A 19572-nucleotide genomic window follows, 5' to 3' on the forward strand; every position below is an offset into this window, starting at 1 on the left:
TTTTTCTCATTATCATTACTAGTATTTTCATCACATACTACTGATAGCTAAAATGATCAAGGAAAGACTGTTGCTTAACATGTGAACAAGTAGGGGATAGTAGATATTCTCCTTTTCTTTCACATAAATAATTGAAAAGGCAAGACCACCACCTAGGTAACCGACTGCACCGACCCACTCTGATAAAGACAAACTGTGCATATGAGTAAGCGCAAAGGCAAGGCCGACCAAAAAGACACTCAGCCAAGTTGGCAGATTTTTCCTCAAATATCTCAATAAAATTTGACGGAAAAAGAGCTCTTCCACTATAGGTCCTATGATGCAGGCGAAAACGGCTATCAGTAGTGGTTGCTCTTGAAAGGTACTTTGAATATTCGACTGGTTTAGACCTTGTCCGACCAGCCCAAAAAACTGCCTCAACATCTCTGATACAAAGCCAAAGACAACAGTCATCAGAAAGAGAAAAATCCACCCTGTTAAGACGCCAAAGATAAATTTCCTTTTAGAATTTCTAACCTCTTCCCACTTTTGGAGCAATAGGGACTTAAATAAGAAGCAACCATACACAAACATGATGGTATAGACCAAATAAGTCCCTGCAGAAGAAGGCAATGGAGCATCAAATACTCGTATACCATCAAAAACAAAGAGAACTGTATAGAGAATCACAAAAATCAGAATTCCCTTATTTTTGTCAAACATCATTTAAGATCCTTCCATTCACAATCATTCTCGTGGTCATCAACCAAACCTGCAGCTTGTAGAAATGACAAAACTGCAACAGGACCTGTAAACTTAAAGCCTCGTTTTTTGAGATCTTTGGATAATTTTTCAGATAGAGCTGTTTTGGCAGGCGCCTGGCTGTAGTCAGGCACATCATTCACAATCGTCTTCCCACCGACAAAAGACCAAATATAAGCATCAAAAGTTCCGAATTCTGCCTGAACTTGTAGAAAAGCCTGCGCGTTTGCTCGCGTCGCAAATATCTTGGCACGATTGCGGATGATAACTGGATTATCCATCAAAGCTTCCAATTCTTCATCAGTCATGTCCGCAACATCTTGAACTTGATAGTCATGAAAAGCTTGACGAAAAGCTTGGCGTTTGTTAAGCACCGTTTCCCAAGATAAGCCCGCCTGATAGGTCTCCATACAGAGCAACTCAAAAAGAGCTTGGTCATCATGAAGGGGCTGGCCCCACTCTTCATCGTGGTAGGCTACATATAGCGGGTTGTTCATTTTAACCCAGCCACAGCGTTTTGGCATAGACTTCTCCTATTTCACCAACATCTTAAGGGCAGATTTGATGTAATTTTCTGCTGTATCCGAAGTTCCTTCAAAGAATTTCTTGATTTTCTTGAGCTCAGCCGCCTTGTAGCCCAAGGCCAACATAGCTTCCATAGCTTCTTCCAGTTCTTGGTTGTCACTGCTAGATGGAGCTTCAGTTTTAGCAGGGAGATCGTCTCCTGCCACAACAACTTTCCCTTCTAAGTCCAACACCATCTGTTGGGCTGTTTTCTTACCGATTTTAGGGAATTTAGTCAAGTAGGTGATATTCTTGGTCTCAATAGCTTGTACAAGCCCTGCATTGTCATCAGCCGCGATGATAGCAAGAGCAGAAACAGGACCAATACCCGACACCGAAATCAAACTAAGAAAAAGCTTTTTCTCATCTTCCGAGCGAAAGCCGTAAAGTAGATGAGCATCTTCGCGAACGACTTGATGCACATAGATTTGCGCTTCTTGGTTAACTTGTCCTGAGTAAGCATAGGGATTAGCCACATGCAGGATATAACCGATACCATTTGCCTCAAGGACGATATATTTAGCAGTAATTTTGGTAATAATACCCTTTAGATATTCGTACATAATTTTCCCTTCAATTTATACTCAATGAAAATCAAATCTAAACTAGGAAGCTAACCGTAGGCATAACTTGAGTCAGGCAAGGTAAGGCTGACGCAGTTTAGAGAGATTTCCGAAGAGTATTAGTATTTTCCTAGCTCTCGGAGGCTAGTATGATTTTCCTGAATGCGACGGAACATCTTTTCCATGTCCGACTTGGTAAAGTGAACCAAAACAGGACGTCCGTGTGGACAGTTGTAGGGGTTGTCACATTGGGAAAGCTGATAGAGCAGCTGTCTAGCTGAGTGGTCATCGATACGATGGTTGGCCTTGATAGACCGTTTGCAGGACATCATGATAGCTAGCTCTGCCCGGTATTTCTTGATCGAAACTTCCTTGGTTAAAAGGAGCATGTCGCACATCTCATAGATTCCAGACTCGATTTCCTCCTCTGCCATCCAAATAGGATGTTCCCGTAGGATAAATTGATTCTCCCCGTACTCTGCTAGAAAGACGCCTACTTCCTCTAAAAGAGACATTCTTTCCTTGAGACGAAGGGCATCATCCGCAGGAAATTCAAAAATATAAGGCACTAGGAGTTGCTGCTGGCTCTGGTCAACATTGCCAATGCTCTCACGGTACTCCTCATACTTAACCCGTTCCTGAGCCGCGTGCTGATCTATGATGTAGAGCCCATCTCGACCTTGGGCAAAGAGATAGGTTCCATGCATCTGACCGAAAAATTCCAACTCTGGGAAGCTTGAAGATTCTTCTCGCTCCAGCTTATCATAAGCCTTATCCAGACTAGCTAGGTCTAGCTCTGGATGGTCTAGTTGGTCATAGCTAGCAGGCTTTCTCTCTGCAAAATGCAGTTTAGCTGGTTTAGTCATCTGATCCAAAGTTTCCTTAGCAAACAAGGTCAAATCCTGTCTTTCTTCCGTCAGGTTCACCTGATGGTCTGCCACCTCAGCTTGAGGCGGTCTTGTCAGCTCCGTTTGCTCGTAGTAAAGATTATTTTCTTTAAGTGGGAGAATGGTTTGCTCTACTTTTTCACGATTGCGTACGGTAGACTTTGCAAGATTTTCCAAGGCATCTGGAATCAAGGCCTGTTCCTTTAGACTCTTTGCGATAGCTTCTGAAACCAGTGCCATCAGCTCTCTTTCCTTGGAAATTCGCACCTCTTGCTTGGTTGGATGCACATTGACATCCGCTAGATAAGGGTCAATATGGATATGAATGACAGCCAGTGGAAAACGCCCCACCATGAGCTTACTGCCATAACCGTCAAGAATAGCACGATTGAGTAAAAAGTTCTTGATATAACGGCCATTGATGAAGAGGCTGATATAGTTACGATTAGCCCGCGTCAATTCCGGCAAGGACACAAAACCAGAAATTTCAAAGTCTAGGTCAGAATTCTCAATCTCAACCATTTTTTTGGCACTAGCTAAACCATAAATCCCAGCAATGGCCTGACGCAGTTGACCCGTGCCAGCTGTTCGTGTCATCTCCTTGCCATCACTAATCAGGCTAAAGGAAATCTCAGGATGGGCCAATCCTAGACGGTTAACAATATCAATGATATGGGACAATTCTGCCTGCTGGCTCTTCATATACTTGAGACGAGCTGGTGTGTTGAAAAAGAGGTCTTCCACACAAACCTTGGTCCCAACAGGACTGGTCGCTGGTATGATTTCTTCTACTTCTCCCCCACGAGCCACTAACTTGGTCCCGTGACTTGCGCCATCCACCACAGTCAACAAAGTCAAAACACTGACAGATGCGATAGAGGGCAGAGCTTCACCACGAAAACCGAGAGTCCGAATCCGAAAAAGATCCGCTTGATTCTTAATCTTACTGGTCGCATGACGGCGGAGAGCTAACTCGACTTCATCGTGGGCAATCCCATGTCCATTATCGGTGATTTGGATTTTCTTAAGACCAGCTTCTTCAATCTCAACGATAATCTGGCTTGAGCCAGCATCGATAGCATTTTCAACTAATTCTTTGACAACGCTAGCAGGACGCTCGATAACTTCTCCTGCTGCAATCTGGTTGGCCAATACTTCTGGCAATTCAATAATATGAGACATCTTTCAGCCCCTTTCTCAACTGTTTTTATCTATTTCTCTGAAAATAATACTCTTCAAAAATCTCTTCAAACCACGTCAGTCTCGCCTTGCCGTATATGTGTTACTGACTTCGTCAGTTCTATCCACAACCTCAAAACGGTGTTTTGAGCAGCCTTCGGCTAGCTTCCTAGTTTGCTCTTTGATTTTCATTGAGTATAAGCTAGTGCTATTATACCATATTTCACTCGTTTCCAAAAAAGTCCAAGCAGCAACTTTCTTCCCGATTTTACTAGGTTATTTGCCAAGTTTGTGGTAAAATAGGTAGAAACAATATTTTAAAAAGGAGAAAAGACACATGCACATTTTTGATGAGCTAAAAGAGCGTGGTTTGATTTTTCAAACGACTGATGAAGAAGCTTTGCGTAAAGCCCTAGAAGAAGGTCAAGTTTCTTATTATACTGGCTACGATCCAACTGCTGACAGCCTTCACCTAGGCCACCTTGTCGCAATCTTGACAAGTCGTCGTTTGCAGTTAGCAGGTCACAAACCTTATGCGCTCGTTGGCGGTGCTACAGGTCTCATCGGAGATCCGTCCTTCAAAGATGCTGAGCGTAGTCTCCAAACAAAAGACACAGTAGATGGCTGGGTCAAGTCTATCCAAGGACAACTTTCTCGCTTTCTTGATTTTGAAAATGGTGAAAATAAAGCTGTCATGGTCAACAACTACGACTGGTTTGGCAGCATCAGCTTCATTGACTTCCTCCGTGATATCGGAAAATACTTCACTGTCAACTACATGATGAGCAAGGAGTCTGTTAAAAAACGGATTGAAACAGGGATTTCTTACACTGAGTTTGCCTACCAAATCATGCAAGGTTATGACTTCTTTGTCCTCAACCAAGAACACAATGTAACCCTTCAAATCGGTGGTTCTGACCAATGGGGAAACATGACAGCTGGCACTGAGTTGCTTCGTCGTAAGGCTGACAAGACTGGTCACGTAATTACTGTCCCACTCATCACAGACGCAACCGGTAAGAAATTTGGTAAATCAGAAGGGAATGCTGTTTGGCTCAACCCTGAAAAGACTTCTCCATACGAAATGTACCAATTCTGGATGAACGTCATGGATGCTGACGCTGTACGCTTCTTGAAAATCTTTACTTTCTTGTCATTAGACGAGATTGAAGACATCCGTAAACAATTCGAAGCAGCACCACACGAACGCTTGGCTCAAAAAGTCCTCGCTCGTGAAGTCGTGACTCTTGTCCACGGAGAAGAAGCCTACAAAGAAGCCCTTAACATCACTGAGCAACTCTTTGCAGGAAACATCAAAAACCTTTCTGTCAAAGAGCTAAAACAAGGACTTCGTGGTGTGCCAAACTACCAAGTTCAAGCAGATGAAAACCACAATATCGTGGAACTGCTCGTCTCATCTGGTGTAGTTAACTCAAAACGCCAAGCCCGTGAAGACGTCCAAAACGGAGCTATCTACGTCAACGGCGACCGCATCCAAGACCTTGACTATGTCTTGAGTGACGCAGATAAGTTAGAAAACGAACTGACTGTTATCCGTCGTGGGAAGAAAAAATACTTTGTATTGACTTACTAAACTGTTCAACATTGATCTATAAATAAAGGAGTTAACCTCGAGAAAGGTAACTCCTTTTTGTTGTTGATAACCATATCTATCTAGCCTTAATAGACAGGCTACGCAGTACAATACGTAAGGTTGTTAGATTATGTAAGATAGAGAGATTTGAAGGACTGAGCCAATTAAACAAGCCAAAGCCAATCAAACTACTATTTACGATAACGGTATCTTGAATATTCTTCTTGATGAGTGTTTGCAAAGATGATGATAGCCAATCCAACTCTTGGAAGAAATCCAAGCGATTATCTAACAATAAGATATCGCTCATCTGCTTAGAAATGTCTGCACTCTCATTCATCACCACACCGATATCTGATAGGGTTAGAGCTGCTGAGTCATTCAATCCATCTCCAACCATCAAAATAGTGTGACCTGCTTTCTGCAGTTCCTCTACTAGCTCAAATTTCCCATCAGGTTTCAAGTCTGTATAGACCTGATCAAAGGGCAAATCTTTGACTAATTCCTCTGTTCTAACCAAGGTGTCCCCTGTTGCCAGAATCAATTTTTTCCCTTGTGCCTTAAGTTTCTCCAAGGCTGCTTTTGCTTCTTTTCTCAAAGGAGTATGAATACAGAACATTCCAATCAATTCATTCTGGTAGGCTAAGAATAAGAGATTGTAGTGACTCTTGTACTCTTCAATTAAAGCATTTTGTTCTGAACTGATATGAATCTGCTCATCCTGCATCAAGACATAATTCCCAATAAGAACTGGTTGGCCATCTATATGAGATTTGATCCCCTTACTTGCGATATATTGGAGTTTCCCATGCATTTCCTCATGTTCAATTCCCTCTATCTCAGCTTGCTTGACGATAGCATTAGCAATAGGATGATAAATGTGTTCCTCAAGACAGGCACTGATTCTGAGAATATCTTCCTCACTATTGTCTCCAAAAGGTAACACCTTTTCAACTATCGGATAGCTAGTTGTGATTGTCCCAGTCTTATCAAATAAGAAGGTATCAACTTCCAGGTATTTCTCCAGAACATCTCCATCCTTAATCACCATTTCACGGTTCAACCCCTCCTTGATAGCTGTCAAATAAGCTACAGGAGTAGAGATTTTCAAAGCGCAGGAGAAATCGACCAATAGGAAAGAGATAGCCTTAGAAAAAGAACCCGTTAATAGGTAAGTCAGCCCAGCCCCCAAGAAATTATATTTGACGACCTTGTCCGCCATCTTGATGAAATAGCGTTGTTTCGTTTTCTTGTTTTCTTCAGATTTTTTCATCAACTCAATCAGTTGTAAAATCCGGCTGTTCATCTGATTATCGGTTACACGAATGCGTAACTCTCCAGTTTCTAATACTGTATTTGCACAAACCAAATCAGACTCTCTTTTTTCAACTGGAAAACTCTCTCCCGTCAAGGAACTTTCGTTGACCATACCTAAACCTGAAACTACTTGTCCATCAAATAGAATTTCATTTCCTTGAGATAAGACCAAGACATCTCCTATTTGAACATCGGAACTCTTGATACTAACAACCGTATCGCCCTGTACTAAGAATACATCGCTCTCTTTTGCAAGAAGGCTTTGTTCTAAATCTGTTGCAGTTTTTTTCAAAGACCACTGATCTAAATGATTCCCCAAATCAAGCATAAACATGATATTACTTGCCGTCTTGGATTGGTTCATAAATAAGGACAATAAAATCGCTGAACAGTCCAAGACCTCCATCGTTAGTTCCTTACGCGCTAGAGTCTGATAGGCTTCTCTAACATAACCCAAAGCCTGATAACAAGTCCATATATAGCGAATAGGAAACGGTACAAGACTACGAAAAAGCACACGCTTAATCGCTGCACCTGAAACAATAGAATAAGCACTCTCTTCTCTACGAATGGGAAGAGTCATCAACTCAGAAACTTTCCCTTTATCAATTCTTTTTAAAAAGGCTTCTGCATTATCTAATACAGAAAAGCCTTCTTTTATACGTAGAGTAAAGTGCTGTTGATCCATGTAAAACTGGATGGACTCAATCCCCTTTTCATCTCTCGCCAAGGAACGAAGATAGTCTTGAATATCCAAGGTGAGTGAAAAAGAAGATGATAGGCGGATATGTTGGTATCCTCTATGTAGCACTTTAAAAGACATATTATTCCCCTATAAGGCTATCTAATTGCTCTTCTTTTTTCTCTTGCTCGTACAAATATTTGGCATCTTGCAAGACATCGTCTCCATGTTGCTTCACAACAGAAACAGATGCATCTAGCTCGTCTTTTAACTTATAAGCCTTAGCTAAAGCTTTAGAATAACCTTTTTTAGCTTCCTTACTTGCCAAGATCTTCAAACCAAGGGTACCAAATGCGACACCACCCAAAAAGAGTGATGATTTTTTCGCAACTTTTGCGACGCTTAATACTTCTTTTAACATACTTATTTCCTCCTTATCATTATTATATAGCAATTTAGATATAAAAGCAATTTTATTTTATAAATTGGAGAATTATACTCAATGAAAATCAAAGAGCAAACTAGGAAACTAGCCGCAGGCTGTACTTGAGTACGGCAAGGCGACGTTGACGTGGTTTGAATTTGATTTTCGAAGAGTATTAGTTTTATTTCTACTGAATCTCCCATCTACTTATTCCTAAAGTTGCTTTCATTTGCCTCTTTTGATACACTTAAACTATGAATACAAATCTCAAACCCAAACTCCAGCGCTTCGCTGCTGCGACCGCCTTTGCCTGTCCTATCTGCCAAGAAAATCTGACTCTGGTAGAGAGCAGTCTCAAATGTAGCAATCGCCATTCTTTTGACTTGGCGAAATTCGGCTATATCAATCTAGCCCCTCAAATCAAACAATCTGCTAACTACGACAAGGAAAATTTTCAAAACCGTCAACAAATCCTAGAAGCCGGCTTTTACCAAGCTATTTTAGATGCTGTATCTGACTTGCTTGCAAACTCAAAAAATGCCAAAACAATTTTAGATATCGGTTGCGGCGAAGGATTCTATTCTCGCAAGCTTCAAGAAAGGCATCCTGACAAAACCTTCTATGCCTTCGACATCTCTAAAGATTCTGTCCAAATCGCTACCAAGAGCGAACCAAACTGGGCAGTCAATTGGTTCGTTGGGGACCTTTCTCGCCTTCCTCTGCAAGATGCCAGTATGGATATCTTACTTGATATCTTTTCCCCTGCCAACTACGGAGAATTCCGACGAGTCTTATCAAAGGACGGCATCTTAATCAAGGTCATTCCTACTGAAAACCACCTCAAGGAAATCCGTCAGATGGTACAGGATCAGCTGACAAAGAAGGATTATTCTAATCAAGATATTAAGGAACACTTCCAAGGACACTTCAGCATCCAATCTAGTCAGATTGCTTCCCTGACCAAGTCTATCACCGTAGAGCAACGCCAAGCCTTGCTCAGCATGACGCCCCTGCTTTTTCATGTCGACCAGAGCAAGATTGATTGGAGCCAACTGACAGAGATCACCATCGAAGCAGAGATTCTTGTCGGGAAAGCCCTGTAAACTAGTTTATGAGATAAAACCAAGCCCGCACCTCTTCTTGAGATGCGGGTTTAAAACACGATTTTTCACTGTCTTTCCGAAAAGTATAAAAAATTTTGACCTCTCCATTTATTTTCGATTTGAAATGACAAATTTATCAATAAATAGCAAGTGATATAAGGCAAGTGACGCCCCATAACAACAGCCATGAAAAGAGATTTCTTGATGAGTAAGCGGAAACGAAGAACTATTACCCATATAAAGGCATGACCAAATTACAAAAATAATCCAAAATAAATCAGTCCATTTATATTTTGAAAAATATTTTTTCCACATAAGAACACCTTCTTTCTTTACTATAATACTATTATAATACTGTTTGTAAACGAATACAAGAAATTTGAGGTAACAGCTAATAAGAACCTGAGGTTTAAAGGTAATACAACCAGCCTTCTTAGTGTTCTCTAGGTCTGATTTTTAAGTCTAGAAATTATTGACAAATTATTTTTTCTTTTGAGACCAGTCAACCTCAAATCCATAACATTCAAAAAAGCGAATTTCAATTGAAACTCGCTTTTTTTCTAGATATGTAATAACTATAAAATTTCGTATCTTATACTCAATGAAAATCAAAGAGCAAACTAGGAAACTAGCCGCAGGCTGTACTTGAGTACGGCAAGGCGACGATGACGCGGTTTGAAGAGATTTTCGAAGAGTATTAGTTCAAGTGCCAGATATCTTCGTTGTACTGAGCGATTGTACGGTCAGATGAGAAGAATCCTGCTTTAGCAATGTTGACGATCACTTTATCCAACCATGCATCACGGTCTTCGTAGTCAGCAAGCATTTGCTCTTTAACCTTGATGTAGTCTTCTAAGTCAAGAAGAGTCATGAACCAGTCTTTGTTGATCAATTCATTGTAAAGACGTTCCAAGCGTTCTTTCTTACCAACTGCAAGAACTGCATCGCTAACGATAAAGTCAACCAATGGTTTGATCGCTTTACGAGCGTAGAATTCGCTTGATTTGTAAGCTGATTTTGCGTAAAGGTCGATAACAGTTTCTGAATCTTCACCGAAGATGTAAATGTTTTCGTCTCCAACCAACTCAGCGATTTCCACGTTAGCACCGTCCATAGTACCAAGAGTCAAAGCTCCGTTCAACATGAATTTCATGTTACCAGTACCTGAAGCTTCTTTAGAAGCAAGTGAGATTTGTTCTGAGATATCACATGCTGGGATAAGGAAGCTTGCTGCAGTAACGTTGTAGTTTTCAACCATAACTACTTGCAAGTGTGGAGCTACTGCTGGATCGTTAGCAATAACTTCTGACATGCAAAGAATCAAGTGGATGATGTCTTGAGCAATTGTGTAGGCTGGAGCTGCTTTACCACCAAAGAAGATTGTGATTGGGCGAGCAGGGATGTTACCAGCTTTGATATCAAGGTATTTGTGGATCACGTACAAAGCGTTCATTTGTTGGCGTTTGTACTCGTGAAGACGTTTGATTTGGATATCAAAGATAGAGTTTGTATTGATTTCCACACCTTGGTGTTCTTTCAAATGACGAGCCAATTTACGTTTGTTGTGAGCTTTGATGCTTTCCAATTTTTCTTTGACCGCTGCTTTGTCTTCATAAGACAAGAGTTTTTCAAGCTCATCTGCTTCATGGTGCCAACCTTCTCCAATAACCTCATCCAAGTAGTGAGACAGTCTTGGGTTGGCATGCATGAGCCAGCGACGGAATGTGATACCGTTTGTTTTGTTGTTGAATTTTTCTGGGTAAAGGTCGTAGAAAGCTTTCAACTCAGAATTTTTCAAGATTTCAGTGTGAAGTGCTGCTACCCCGTTAACGCTGTATCCGTAGTGGATATCCATGTGAGCCATGTGAACACGTCCGCTCTCGTCGATAATTTGAACAGCTGGATCTTTGTATTCTGCTTTCACACGACGATCCAATTCTTCGATGATTGGTACCAAGTGAGGAACCACTTCTTGCAAGAACTCAAGAGGCCATTTTTCAAGGGCTTCAGCAAGGATTGTGTGGTTTGTGTAAGCAGTCATGCTACGAACGATTGAAATTGCTTCATCAAGTTCGATACCACGTTCAGTCAAAAGACGGATCAATTCAGGAATAACCATTGATGGGTGAGTATCGTTGATTTGTACAACTGCGTAGTCAGCAAGGTCGTGCAAGTTGCTGCCTTTTTCGATCGCTTCATCGATGATCAATTGCGCACCGTTTGAAACCATGAAGTATTGTTGGAAGATACGGAGCAATTCACCTTGTTTATCGCTATCGTCTGGGTAAAGGAAAAGAGTCAAGTTGTGAGCGATATCTGTCTTATCAAAGTTGATACCATCTTGAATGATTGAAGAATCAACTGAATCCAAGTCGAACAAACGCAAACGGTTTTTAGTTGCTGTTTCATAACCAGTAACATCAATATCGTAAAGAGTTGATGTCAAAGTAAAGTCTGCAAATGGTACTTGGTAGCTACGACTTGAGCGAACCAACCAGTTTTGGTCAGTCAACCAAGCATTAGGAATCGTTTCTTGTTGGTTGTTTTTAAGCACTTGTTGGAAAAGACCGAAGTGGTAGTTCAAACCAACACCGTCACCATTCAAACCAAGTGTAGCGATTGAGTCGATAAAGCAGGCTGCCAAACGTCCCAAACCACCATTACCAAGTGATGGTTCCAATTCTACTTCTTCGATTTCGATCAACTCTTTACCTGCAGCTGCAAGTTCTTTTTTAACTTCGTCATAAAGACCAAGGTTAATCAAGTTGTTTGACAAGAGTTTACCAATCAAGAACTCAGCTGAGATGTAGTAAACTTTTTTCTTACCAGTGTTGACTGGTTTTTGGCTACTAGCAAGTTTGCTGTAGTTAAGAAGAGCAAGATAAAGCTCTTCGTTGCTGCATTCTGCGATAGATTTATTGTAACGATTTTGTACAAATTCTTTTAATGGTAACATTTTTGTGTCTCCTGATAATGTCTTATTTCTTTAATTCTACCAAATTTTCATTGATACGGCGATAAATTGTAGTCAAGTCAAGCAAAGTTTCTTCGACAGCAGGAGTCAATTGTTCCTCTGTCATACGCCATGACCAGTTTCCACCAAGGGTAGATGGGAAGTTCATACGAGCTGAACCATCCAACTCTAGCAAATCTTGCATAGTGGCAATCGTCATGAAACTTACTGATGCGAAAGCAGTACGAAGCATAGCATGCACCACTGTTTCGTACTCTTTACGGTTTGTGTAGCGAGCCATATACTCACGAGTTGGATCATCAATCTCATCACGGTACCAACCAAGAACAGTGTTGTTATCGTGTGTTCCTGTATACATAACTGAGTTTGCTGGTGCCAAGTGTGGGCTGTCGATACTTTCGTGTTCTGGATTGAAAGCAAATTGAAGGACTTTCATTCCTGGGAATCCAGTGCGCTCACGAAGCTCGATGACTTCATCAGTCATGAATCCAAGGTCTTCTGCGATGATGTTCAAGTCACCAAGTTCTTCTTTAACAGCTGCAAAGAGTTTGTAATCAGGTCCTTTCACCCATTTACCAGGTGCCGCTGTTTCAGAACCCGCAGGAATTTCCCAGTAAGACTCAAATCCACGGAAGTGGTCGATACGCACGATGTCGTAAATCTTAAAGCTTTCACGCAAGCGTTCAATCCACCATTTATAACCATCGCGATCCATTGCTTCCCAGTCATAGATTGGATTCCCCCAAAGCTGACCTGTCTCAGAAAACTCATCTGGTGGGCATCCTGCAATGCAAGTTGCTTTTCCGTTTTCATCAGTTTTAAAGAGGTGTGGATTTGCCCACATATCGCTTGAATCTTCAGCAACATAGATTGGCATATCCCCTACAATCTCGATGTGGTTTTCGTTAGCGTATGCTTTCAATTTCAACCATTGTTGGAAGAAGAGATATTGGGTTACTCGGTGGAAAACAAGTTTGTCTGCCAATTGTTCACGGTAGCTTTCAAGAGTTGAAACTTTGCGAGCACGAGCATCAGCATCTGGCCATTCAGTCCAAGCAAGGTTGTCAAAATGCTCTTTGATCGCCATATACTCAGCAAAGAGTTCAAGCCATGATTGGTTCTCTTGAGCAAATTTTTCAAAATCTTTGACATCTCCAACTTCAAGGAAACGTTTAACTGCTTTTTCTAGAAGCGGACGACGTGCGTAATAAATCTTAGCATAATCAACTTCAGTTGGGTTGCTACCGAAGTCTACTCCCTCAAGATCACTTGCTTCTAACAAGCCTTGCTCTACCAAAACATCAAGATCGATAAAATGAGTATTTCCAGCAAAGGCTGAGAAAGATTGATAAGGAGAATCTCCGTAGCTTGTTGTTCCTAATGGAAGGATTTGCCAGTAACGTTGTTTGGTACGAACCAAGAAGTCAACGAAATCATAGGCGCTTTGACCAAATGATCCGATTCCGTAAGCCCCTGGAAGTGATGAGATGTGCATCAACACACCACTTTGACGTTTTTTCATAATAGCACCTCAAGTGTTTGTAGTTAAATATTTCATTTTTACAAGCGCAAACGTTTGCGCCAAGTAAAGTATAACCCATTTCAAAAAGAAATGCAAGCGTTTCAACAAAAAACTTTTCAATTTATTTACTTTATAGCTTTTTTAAAAAACTATATTCTTATTTTTTCACCTCTACAAAAACATCTACAAACTATGCAAACGTTTCCCTTAAATTATTCTTGAATTGAAATTTATATGATTTCATCCTTTCCTTCCTATTATATAACCAATTTTAGAGATTAACCAGTTACAAGCTTTTTAAATTTTTTTCAAAAAAACACTTGCAACCGTTTTCTGTTTGTGCTATACTGAGTTCATAAGAGAAAACGTTTGCGTTTCCTTGAAATCAAAATTTGTTATTCTTTAGGAGGAATACACTATGTCAACTAAATTCATGAAGAGCGCAGCTGTACTTGGTACTGCTACTCTTGCTAGCTTACTTTTAGTAGCTTGTGGAAGCAAAACTGCTGATAAAACTGCTGACTCTGGTTCATCAGAAGCGAAAGAAATCACTTTCTACGTTGAAGATCAATATAAAGCTTTTGCAGAATCAGCTGCCAAAGCTTACGAAAAAGAAGCTGGTGTAAAAGTTACTATTAAAACAGGGGACCAATTAGGTGGACTTGACAATCTTTCACTTGATAACCAATCAGGTAAAGCTGCTGACGTCATGATGGCACCATACGACCGTGTAGGTAGCCTTGGTACTGACGGACAACTTTCAGAAGTTACTTTGAGTGACGGTGCTAAAACAGACGATACTACTAAATCTCTTGTAACTGTTGGTGGTAAAGTTTATGGGGCTCCAGCCGTTATCGAGTCACTTGTTATGTACTATAACAAAGACTTAGTGAAAGAAGCTCCTAAGACATTTGCTGACTTGGAAGAACTTGCTAAAGATAGCAAATATGCCTTCGCTGGTGAAGACGGAAAAACTACTGCTTTCCTAGCTGACTGGACTAACTTCTACTACGCATATGGACTTCTTGCTGGTAATGGTGCCTACGTGTTTGGACAAAACGGTAAAGACCCTAAAGATATTGGTCTTGCTAACGATGGTGCTATTGCAGGTATCAACTACGCTAAAACTTGGTATGACAAATGGCCTAAAGGTATGCAAGATACTGAAGGTGCTGGAAACTTGATCCAAACTCAATTCCAAGAAGGTAAAACAGCTGCTATCATTGATGGACCTTGGAAAGCTCAAGCATTCAAAGATGCTAAAGTAAACTACGGTGTTGCAACTATCCCAACTCTTCCAAACGGTAAAAACTACGCAGCCTTTGGTGGTGGTAAAGCTTGGATCATCCCATCAAGCACTAAGAACCTTGAAGGAGCTCAAAAATTCGTAGACTTCCTTGTTTCAACTGACCAACAAAAAGCATTCTACGATGCAACAAACGAAATCCCAGCTAACACTGAAGCTCGTACTTACGCTGAAGGTAAAAACGATGAGTTGACTACTGCTGTTATCAAACAGTTCAAGAACGCTCAACCAATGCCAAACATCTCTCAAATGTCAACAGTTTGGGACCCAGCTAAAACAATGCTCTTTGACGCTGTAAGCGGTAAGAAAGATGCTAAAACAGCTGCAAATGATGCTGTAACATTGATCAAAGAAACAATCCAACAAAAATTTGGTAACTAATTGATTGATTCAAGGGGGATTTAAAATTTATCCCCCTTGATTTTTAGATATTAACAGAACTCAGCTTGACGTTCACATCTTATGAAAGGAGTACTCATGGAACAACAACCAAGAAAAGCAGCCTTGCTTTCATTGATTCCTGGGTTGGGGCAAATCTATAACAAACAAAAAGCCAAAGGTTTTATCTTCCTTGCTGTAACATTAGCTTTTGTCCTCTATTTTATAGTACTTGCAGCACCTGAATTGAGCAACTTGATCACACTCGGTGAAAAACCTGGCCGTGACAACTCTCTCTTTATGTTGATTCGTGGTGCATTTCACTCTATTTTTGTAATTGTTTATCTAGCATTTTATATTCTCAATATTAAAGATGCTCATACCATTGCAAAACGTATCAATAATGGCATTCCTGTCCCATTGACACTTAAGGATATGATTAAAGGTATCTATGAAAATGGATTCCCATACTTGCTCATTATCCCATCTTACGTTGCCATGACATTTGCCATCATCTTCCCAGTTATTGTAACCTTGATGATTGCCTTTACTAACTACGATTTCCAACATTTACCACCAAATAAATTGTTGGATTGGGTTGGATTGACTAACTTCACAAATATCTGGAGTTTGAGTACCTTCCGTTCAGCCTTCGGTTCTGTTCTTTCTTGGACTATTATCTGGGCTTTATCTGCATCGACTTTGCAAATCGTACTCGGTATCTTTACAGCTATTATTGCTAACCAACCATTCATCAAAGGGAAACGTATCTTTGGTGTTATCTTCCTTCTACCTTGGGCTGTTCCAGCCTTCATCACTATCTTGACATTCTCAAACATGTTCAACGATAGTGTTGGTGCTATCAACACTCAAGTTTTGCCACTTTTTGCTAAGGTTCTTCCATTCCTTGACGGGGCACTCATCCCTTGGAAAACAGACCCTACTTGGACTAAGGTTGCCTTGATTATGATGCAAGGTTGGCTTGGATTCCCTTATATCTATGTCCTTACTCTCGGTATCCTACAGTCTATTCCAAACGACTTGTATGAAGCAGCTTATATCGACGGTGCAAACGCTTGGCAAAAATTCCGCAACATCACTTTCCCAATGATCTTGGCTGTTGCGGCGCCTACTTTGATCAGCCAATACACCTTCAACTTCAACAACTTCTCTATCATGTACCTCTTCAATGGCGGTGGTCCTGGTAGTGTCGGTGGTGGAGCTGGTTCAACCGATATCTTGATCTCATGGATTTACCGTTTAACAACAGGTACAGCTCCTCAATACTCTATGGCAGCTGCCGTTACCTTGATTATTTCAATCATTGTCATCTCTATTTCTATGATTGCCTTCAAGAAACTACACGCATTTGATATGGAGGACGTCTAAGATGAATAACTCAATCAAACTCAAACGTAGACTGACTCAAACCCTCACTTACCTCTACTTGATCGGACTTTCAATCGTCATTATCTATCCTCTTTTAATCACGATTATGTCTGCCTTCAAGGCTGGTAACGTTGTGGCCTTTAAACTCGACAGCAATGTCAACTTTAGTCTTGATAACTTCAAAGGGCTCTTTACAGAAACCTTGTACGGTACATGGTACCTTAATACTTTGATCATCGCTTTGATCACCATGGTTGTACAAACAAGTATTATCGTACTTGCTGGTTATGCCTACAGCCGTTACAACTTCTTGGCTCGTAAGCAAAGTTTGGTCTTCTTCTTGATTATCCAAATGGTGCCTACAATGGCTGCTTTGACTGCCTTCTTCGTTATGGCCCTCATGTTGAACGCCCTTAATCATAGCTGGTTCCTCATCTTCCTCTACGTCGGTGGTGGTATCCCTATGAATGCATGGTTGATGAAAGGTTACTTTGACACCGTGCCAATGTCTCTTGATGAGTCTGCAAAACTTGATGGTGCAGGACACTTCCGCCGCTTCTGGCAAATCGTTCTCCCTCTTGTTCGCCCAATGGTGGCGGTACAAGCACTCTGGGCCTTCATGGGACCTTTCGGAGACTACATCCTCTCTAGTTTCTTGCTTCGTGAGAAAGAATACTTTACAGTTGCCGTTGGTCTACAAACCTTCGTTAGCAATGCGAAGAACTTGAAGATTGCCTACTTCTCAGCAGGTGCTATCCTCATCGCTCTTCCAATCTGTACACTTTTCTTCTTCTTGCAAAAGAACTTCGTTTCAGGACTTACAAGCGGTGGCGACAAGGGGTAATATACCCCCCGCCACCCTTTTTCATTTTGGAACTTGTCCTTACTTAGATAATCTGATGAGAAATAAAAGTTTAAGGTAAGGCTTCTTGTTTGTGAACAATTTAAAGCAAAAGCCTACTTTCAACCAGCATTGTACCTGACCCACTTGAAATTAAACACATTTCTCTATATAATACTCATATAGAAAAATGCCTTAGAAAGAGAATTATGTTGCCATATCCATTTTCTTATTTTAATAGTATTTGGGGATTTCGTAAGCCCCTATCTCAACGTTTTGGTCTCAACTGGTTTCAACTGATTTTTACCAGTATTTTCCTGATTAGCTTGTCTATGGTCCCTATTGCCATCCAGAACAGTTCTCAGGAAACTTATCCTTTAGAAACTTTCATCGATGATGTCTACACTCCTTTGGCGGATAGTGTGGTTCAGGATTTGGCTGCCAATGCAAAGATTGTAGATGGTAAGTTGAGCTATACAGGTTCATCTCCTCATCAAGCTTCTATCCAAATCGGAGACCCTTCTAGTTCAAACTTCCCTGAGGAATTACTTCTGAACTTTGAACCTGAGAAACTCATCATCAGCAAGCAAGGAAAAGAATTGACCAGCATTCGCTATCACGCGATAACGACTGAGAGCTTCCAAAGCAAGGAAAGTTTAACACAAGCCATTTCTAAAGACTGGTATCAACAGAATCGCGTCTATATTAGTCTCTTTCTTGTGCTTGGTTCTAGCTTCCTCTTTGGACTTAATTTTTTTATTGTTGCTTTAGGTGCTAGCCTCTTGATCTACTTCACGAAAAAATCGCGTCTCTTTTCATTTAAAAGCTACAAAGAGTGCTATCATTTCATTTTGAACTGTTTAGGATTACCAACCTTACTTGCCATGATTCTCGGTCTCCTAGGCCAAAATATGGCAACTTTGATTACTGTTCAAAATATTTTATTTGTTCTATACCTGGTCACTATCTTTTACAAAACGCATTTCCGTGATCCAGACTACCATAAGTAGGAGATTATTATGCCTGTTACGATTAAAGACGTGGCCAAGGCTGCTGGTGTTTCACCTTCAACCGTAACCCGTGTTATTCAAAATAAATCAACCATTAGCGATGAAACAAAAAAACGCGTTCGCAAGGCTATGAAGGAGCTCAATTACCACCCCAACCTCAACGCTCGTAGCTTGGTAAGCAGTTATACCCAAGTTATTGGCTTGGTGCTTCCTGACGACTCAGATGCCTTCTATCAAAATCCTTTCTTCCCATCTGTCCTCCGTGGTATCGCCCAAGTCGCCTCTGAAAACCACTACGCCATTCAGATTGCGACAGGTAAAGATGCCAAAGAGCGTCTTAAAGCTATTTCTCAGATGGTCTATGGTAAGCGTGTAGACGGTTTGATTTTCCTCTATGCCCAAGAAGAGGACCCTTTGGTTAAGTTAGTAGTAGACGAGCAATTTCCTTTCCTTATCTTAGGTAAATCTCTATCTCCCTTCATTCCACTTGTCGATAATGACAATGTCCAAGCTGGTTTTGATGCGACAGAGTATTTCATCAAAAAAGGATGCAAGCGAATTGCCTTTATCGGAGGTACTAAGCGACTCTTCGTAACACTAGACCGTCTGACAGGTTACGAGCTAGCTCTAAAACAACACCAACTTCCTCTCGATACTAATCTGACTTACTTTGCTACTGAATTTCTTGAAGATAATGGTTATCGCTTTAGTAGACTTCTCTTCAAACACAATCCAAATATTGACGCTATTATTACCATTGATAGTCTCCTTGCTGCAGGGGTCTGTGATTACATCGCAAAACACCAACTGGATGTCCCTGTCCTCAGCTTCGACTCAGTCAATCCCAAACTCAACTTGGCGGCCTATGTCGATATCAATAGTTTGGAGCTTGGTCGTGTTTCCTTTGAAACTATTCTCCAGATCATCAATGATGCTAAAAACAACAAACAAATTTGTTACCGCCAGTTGATTGCCCACAAAATCGTTGAAAAATAAAAAAACCCAACTCTGACAATGTGTTCCAGAGTTGGGTTTTTCGTTCTATTCATTGTTATAAATAACTATTAGTAAACTAGAGCAAGGTATCACTAATGGAAT

The 19572-nt window shown here is 40.8% G+C and carries 16 protein-coding genes; 7 read left to right on the forward strand and 9 right to left on the reverse strand.

Annotation, left to right across the window (positions count from 1 at the left end; translation table 11 throughout):
• Window positions 1–30: 30 nt before the first annotated feature.
• The 4 genes from O3611_RS04075 to mutL form a co-directional block, all read right to left on the reverse strand.
• On the reverse strand, window positions 31–705 hold the full coding sequence (locus O3611_RS04075; protein ID WP_371607909.1) for a lysostaphin resistance A-like protein: 675 nt from the start codon (window positions 703–705) through the stop codon (window positions 31–33).
• Window positions 702–1265 carry a DNA-3-methyladenine glycosylase I gene (locus tag O3611_RS04080; protein ID WP_371607910.1) on the reverse strand — a complete coding sequence of 188 codons (564 nt, stop codon included), beginning with the start codon at window positions 1263–1265 and terminating at the stop codon, window positions 702–704. Before O3611_RS04080 ends, O3611_RS04075 begins: the two co-directional genes overlap by 4 nt.
• 9 nt (window positions 1266–1274) lie before the next feature.
• Window positions 1275–1868, reverse strand: coding sequence for a Holliday junction branch migration protein RuvA (gene ruvA, locus O3611_RS04085; RefSeq protein ID WP_371607911.1), 594 nt, complete (start codon window positions 1866–1868; stop codon window positions 1275–1277).
• Window positions 1869–1987: 119 nt separating this feature from the next.
• Complete coding sequence (mutL, locus tag O3611_RS04090; RefSeq protein WP_371607912.1) at window positions 1988–3937, reverse strand: DNA mismatch repair endonuclease MutL; 1950 nt, start codon at window positions 3935–3937, stop codon at window positions 1988–1990.
• Window positions 3938–4271: 334 nt separating this feature from the next.
• Between mutL and tyrS the strand changes: the two genes are divergently transcribed.
• On the forward strand, window positions 4272–5528 hold the full coding sequence (gene tyrS, locus O3611_RS04095) for a tyrosine--tRNA ligase (protein WP_036758166.1): 1257 nt from the start codon (window positions 4272–4274) through the stop codon (window positions 5526–5528).
• Between the two features lie 76 nt (window positions 5529–5604).
• On the opposite strand, the gene O3611_RS04100 is transcribed toward tyrS, so the two are convergent.
• Window positions 5605–7668: a heavy metal translocating P-type ATPase gene (locus tag O3611_RS04100; RefSeq protein ID WP_061863685.1), complete on the reverse strand. Its 2064-nt coding sequence runs from the start codon at window positions 7666–7668 to the stop codon at window positions 5605–5607.
• 1 nt (window position 7669) lies between these two features.
• Window positions 7670–7948, reverse strand: a complete 279-nt coding sequence (locus tag O3611_RS04105; RefSeq protein WP_000910903.1) for a DUF6110 family protein — start codon at window positions 7946–7948, stop codon at window positions 7670–7672.
• Between the two features lie 257 nt (window positions 7949–8205).
• Here O3611_RS04105 and O3611_RS04110 point away from each other — a divergent pair, with 257 nt between their 5' ends.
• Complete coding sequence (locus O3611_RS04110) at window positions 8206–9054, forward strand: putative RNA methyltransferase (RefSeq protein WP_371607913.1); 849 nt, start codon at window positions 8206–8208, stop codon at window positions 9052–9054.
• Between the two features lie 108 nt (window positions 9055–9162).
• Here the strand turns inward: O3611_RS04110 and O3611_RS04115 are convergent, their stop codons facing one another.
• The 3 genes from O3611_RS04115 to malQ all read right to left on the reverse strand — a co-directional run bounded on the left by O3611_RS04115 (window position 9163) and on the right by malQ (window position 13550).
• Window positions 9163–9369 carry a hypothetical protein gene (locus O3611_RS04115; RefSeq protein ID WP_371607914.1) on the reverse strand — a complete coding sequence of 69 codons (207 nt, stop codon included), beginning with the start codon at window positions 9367–9369 and terminating at the stop codon, window positions 9163–9165.
• Between the two features lie 382 nt (window positions 9370–9751).
• Window positions 9752–12010, reverse strand: coding sequence for a glycogen/starch/alpha-glucan family phosphorylase (gene glgP / locus O3611_RS04120; RefSeq protein ID WP_371607915.1), 2259 nt, complete (start codon window positions 12008–12010; stop codon window positions 9752–9754).
• A 22-nt stretch (window positions 12011–12032) separates the two neighbouring features.
• Entirely contained in the window at window positions 12033–13550 is a 1518-nt protein-coding gene (malQ, locus tag O3611_RS04125) for a 4-alpha-glucanotransferase (protein WP_248034473.1), read from the reverse strand.
• 418 nt (window positions 13551–13968) lie between these two features.
• On the opposite strand from malQ, the gene O3611_RS04130 reads away from it, so the two are divergent.
• The 5 genes from O3611_RS04130 to O3611_RS04150 all read left to right on the forward strand — a co-directional run bounded on the left by O3611_RS04130 (window position 13969) and on the right by O3611_RS04150 (window position 19470).
• Window positions 13969–15237, forward strand: a complete 1269-nt coding sequence (locus tag O3611_RS04130; protein ID WP_075232327.1) for an extracellular solute-binding protein — start codon at window positions 13969–13971, stop codon at window positions 15235–15237.
• A gap of 96 nt (window positions 15238–15333) precedes the next feature.
• Window positions 15334–16623 carry an ABC transporter permease subunit gene (locus O3611_RS04135; protein WP_311522487.1) on the forward strand — a complete coding sequence of 430 codons (1290 nt, stop codon included), beginning with the start codon at window positions 15334–15336 and terminating at the stop codon, window positions 16621–16623.
• Window position 16624: 1 nt separating this feature from the next.
• On the forward strand, window positions 16625–17467 hold the full coding sequence (locus O3611_RS04140) for a sugar ABC transporter permease (protein ID WP_006149616.1): 843 nt from the start codon (window positions 16625–16627) through the stop codon (window positions 17465–17467).
• Between the two features lie 206 nt (window positions 17468–17673).
• Entirely contained in the window at window positions 17674–18474 is an 801-nt protein-coding gene (locus O3611_RS04145; RefSeq protein ID WP_311522486.1) for a DUF1189 family protein, read from the forward strand.
• A gap of 9 nt (window positions 18475–18483) precedes the next feature.
• Window positions 18484–19470, forward strand: a complete 987-nt coding sequence (locus O3611_RS04150) for a LacI family DNA-binding transcriptional regulator (RefSeq protein ID WP_311522485.1) — start codon at window positions 18484–18486, stop codon at window positions 19468–19470.
• Window positions 19471–19572 lie beyond the last annotated feature (102 nt).

This window comes from Streptococcus sp. 27098_8_91 (genome assembly GCF_041432385.1).
Lineage (GTDB): Bacteria > Bacillota > Bacilli > Lactobacillales > Streptococcaceae > Streptococcus.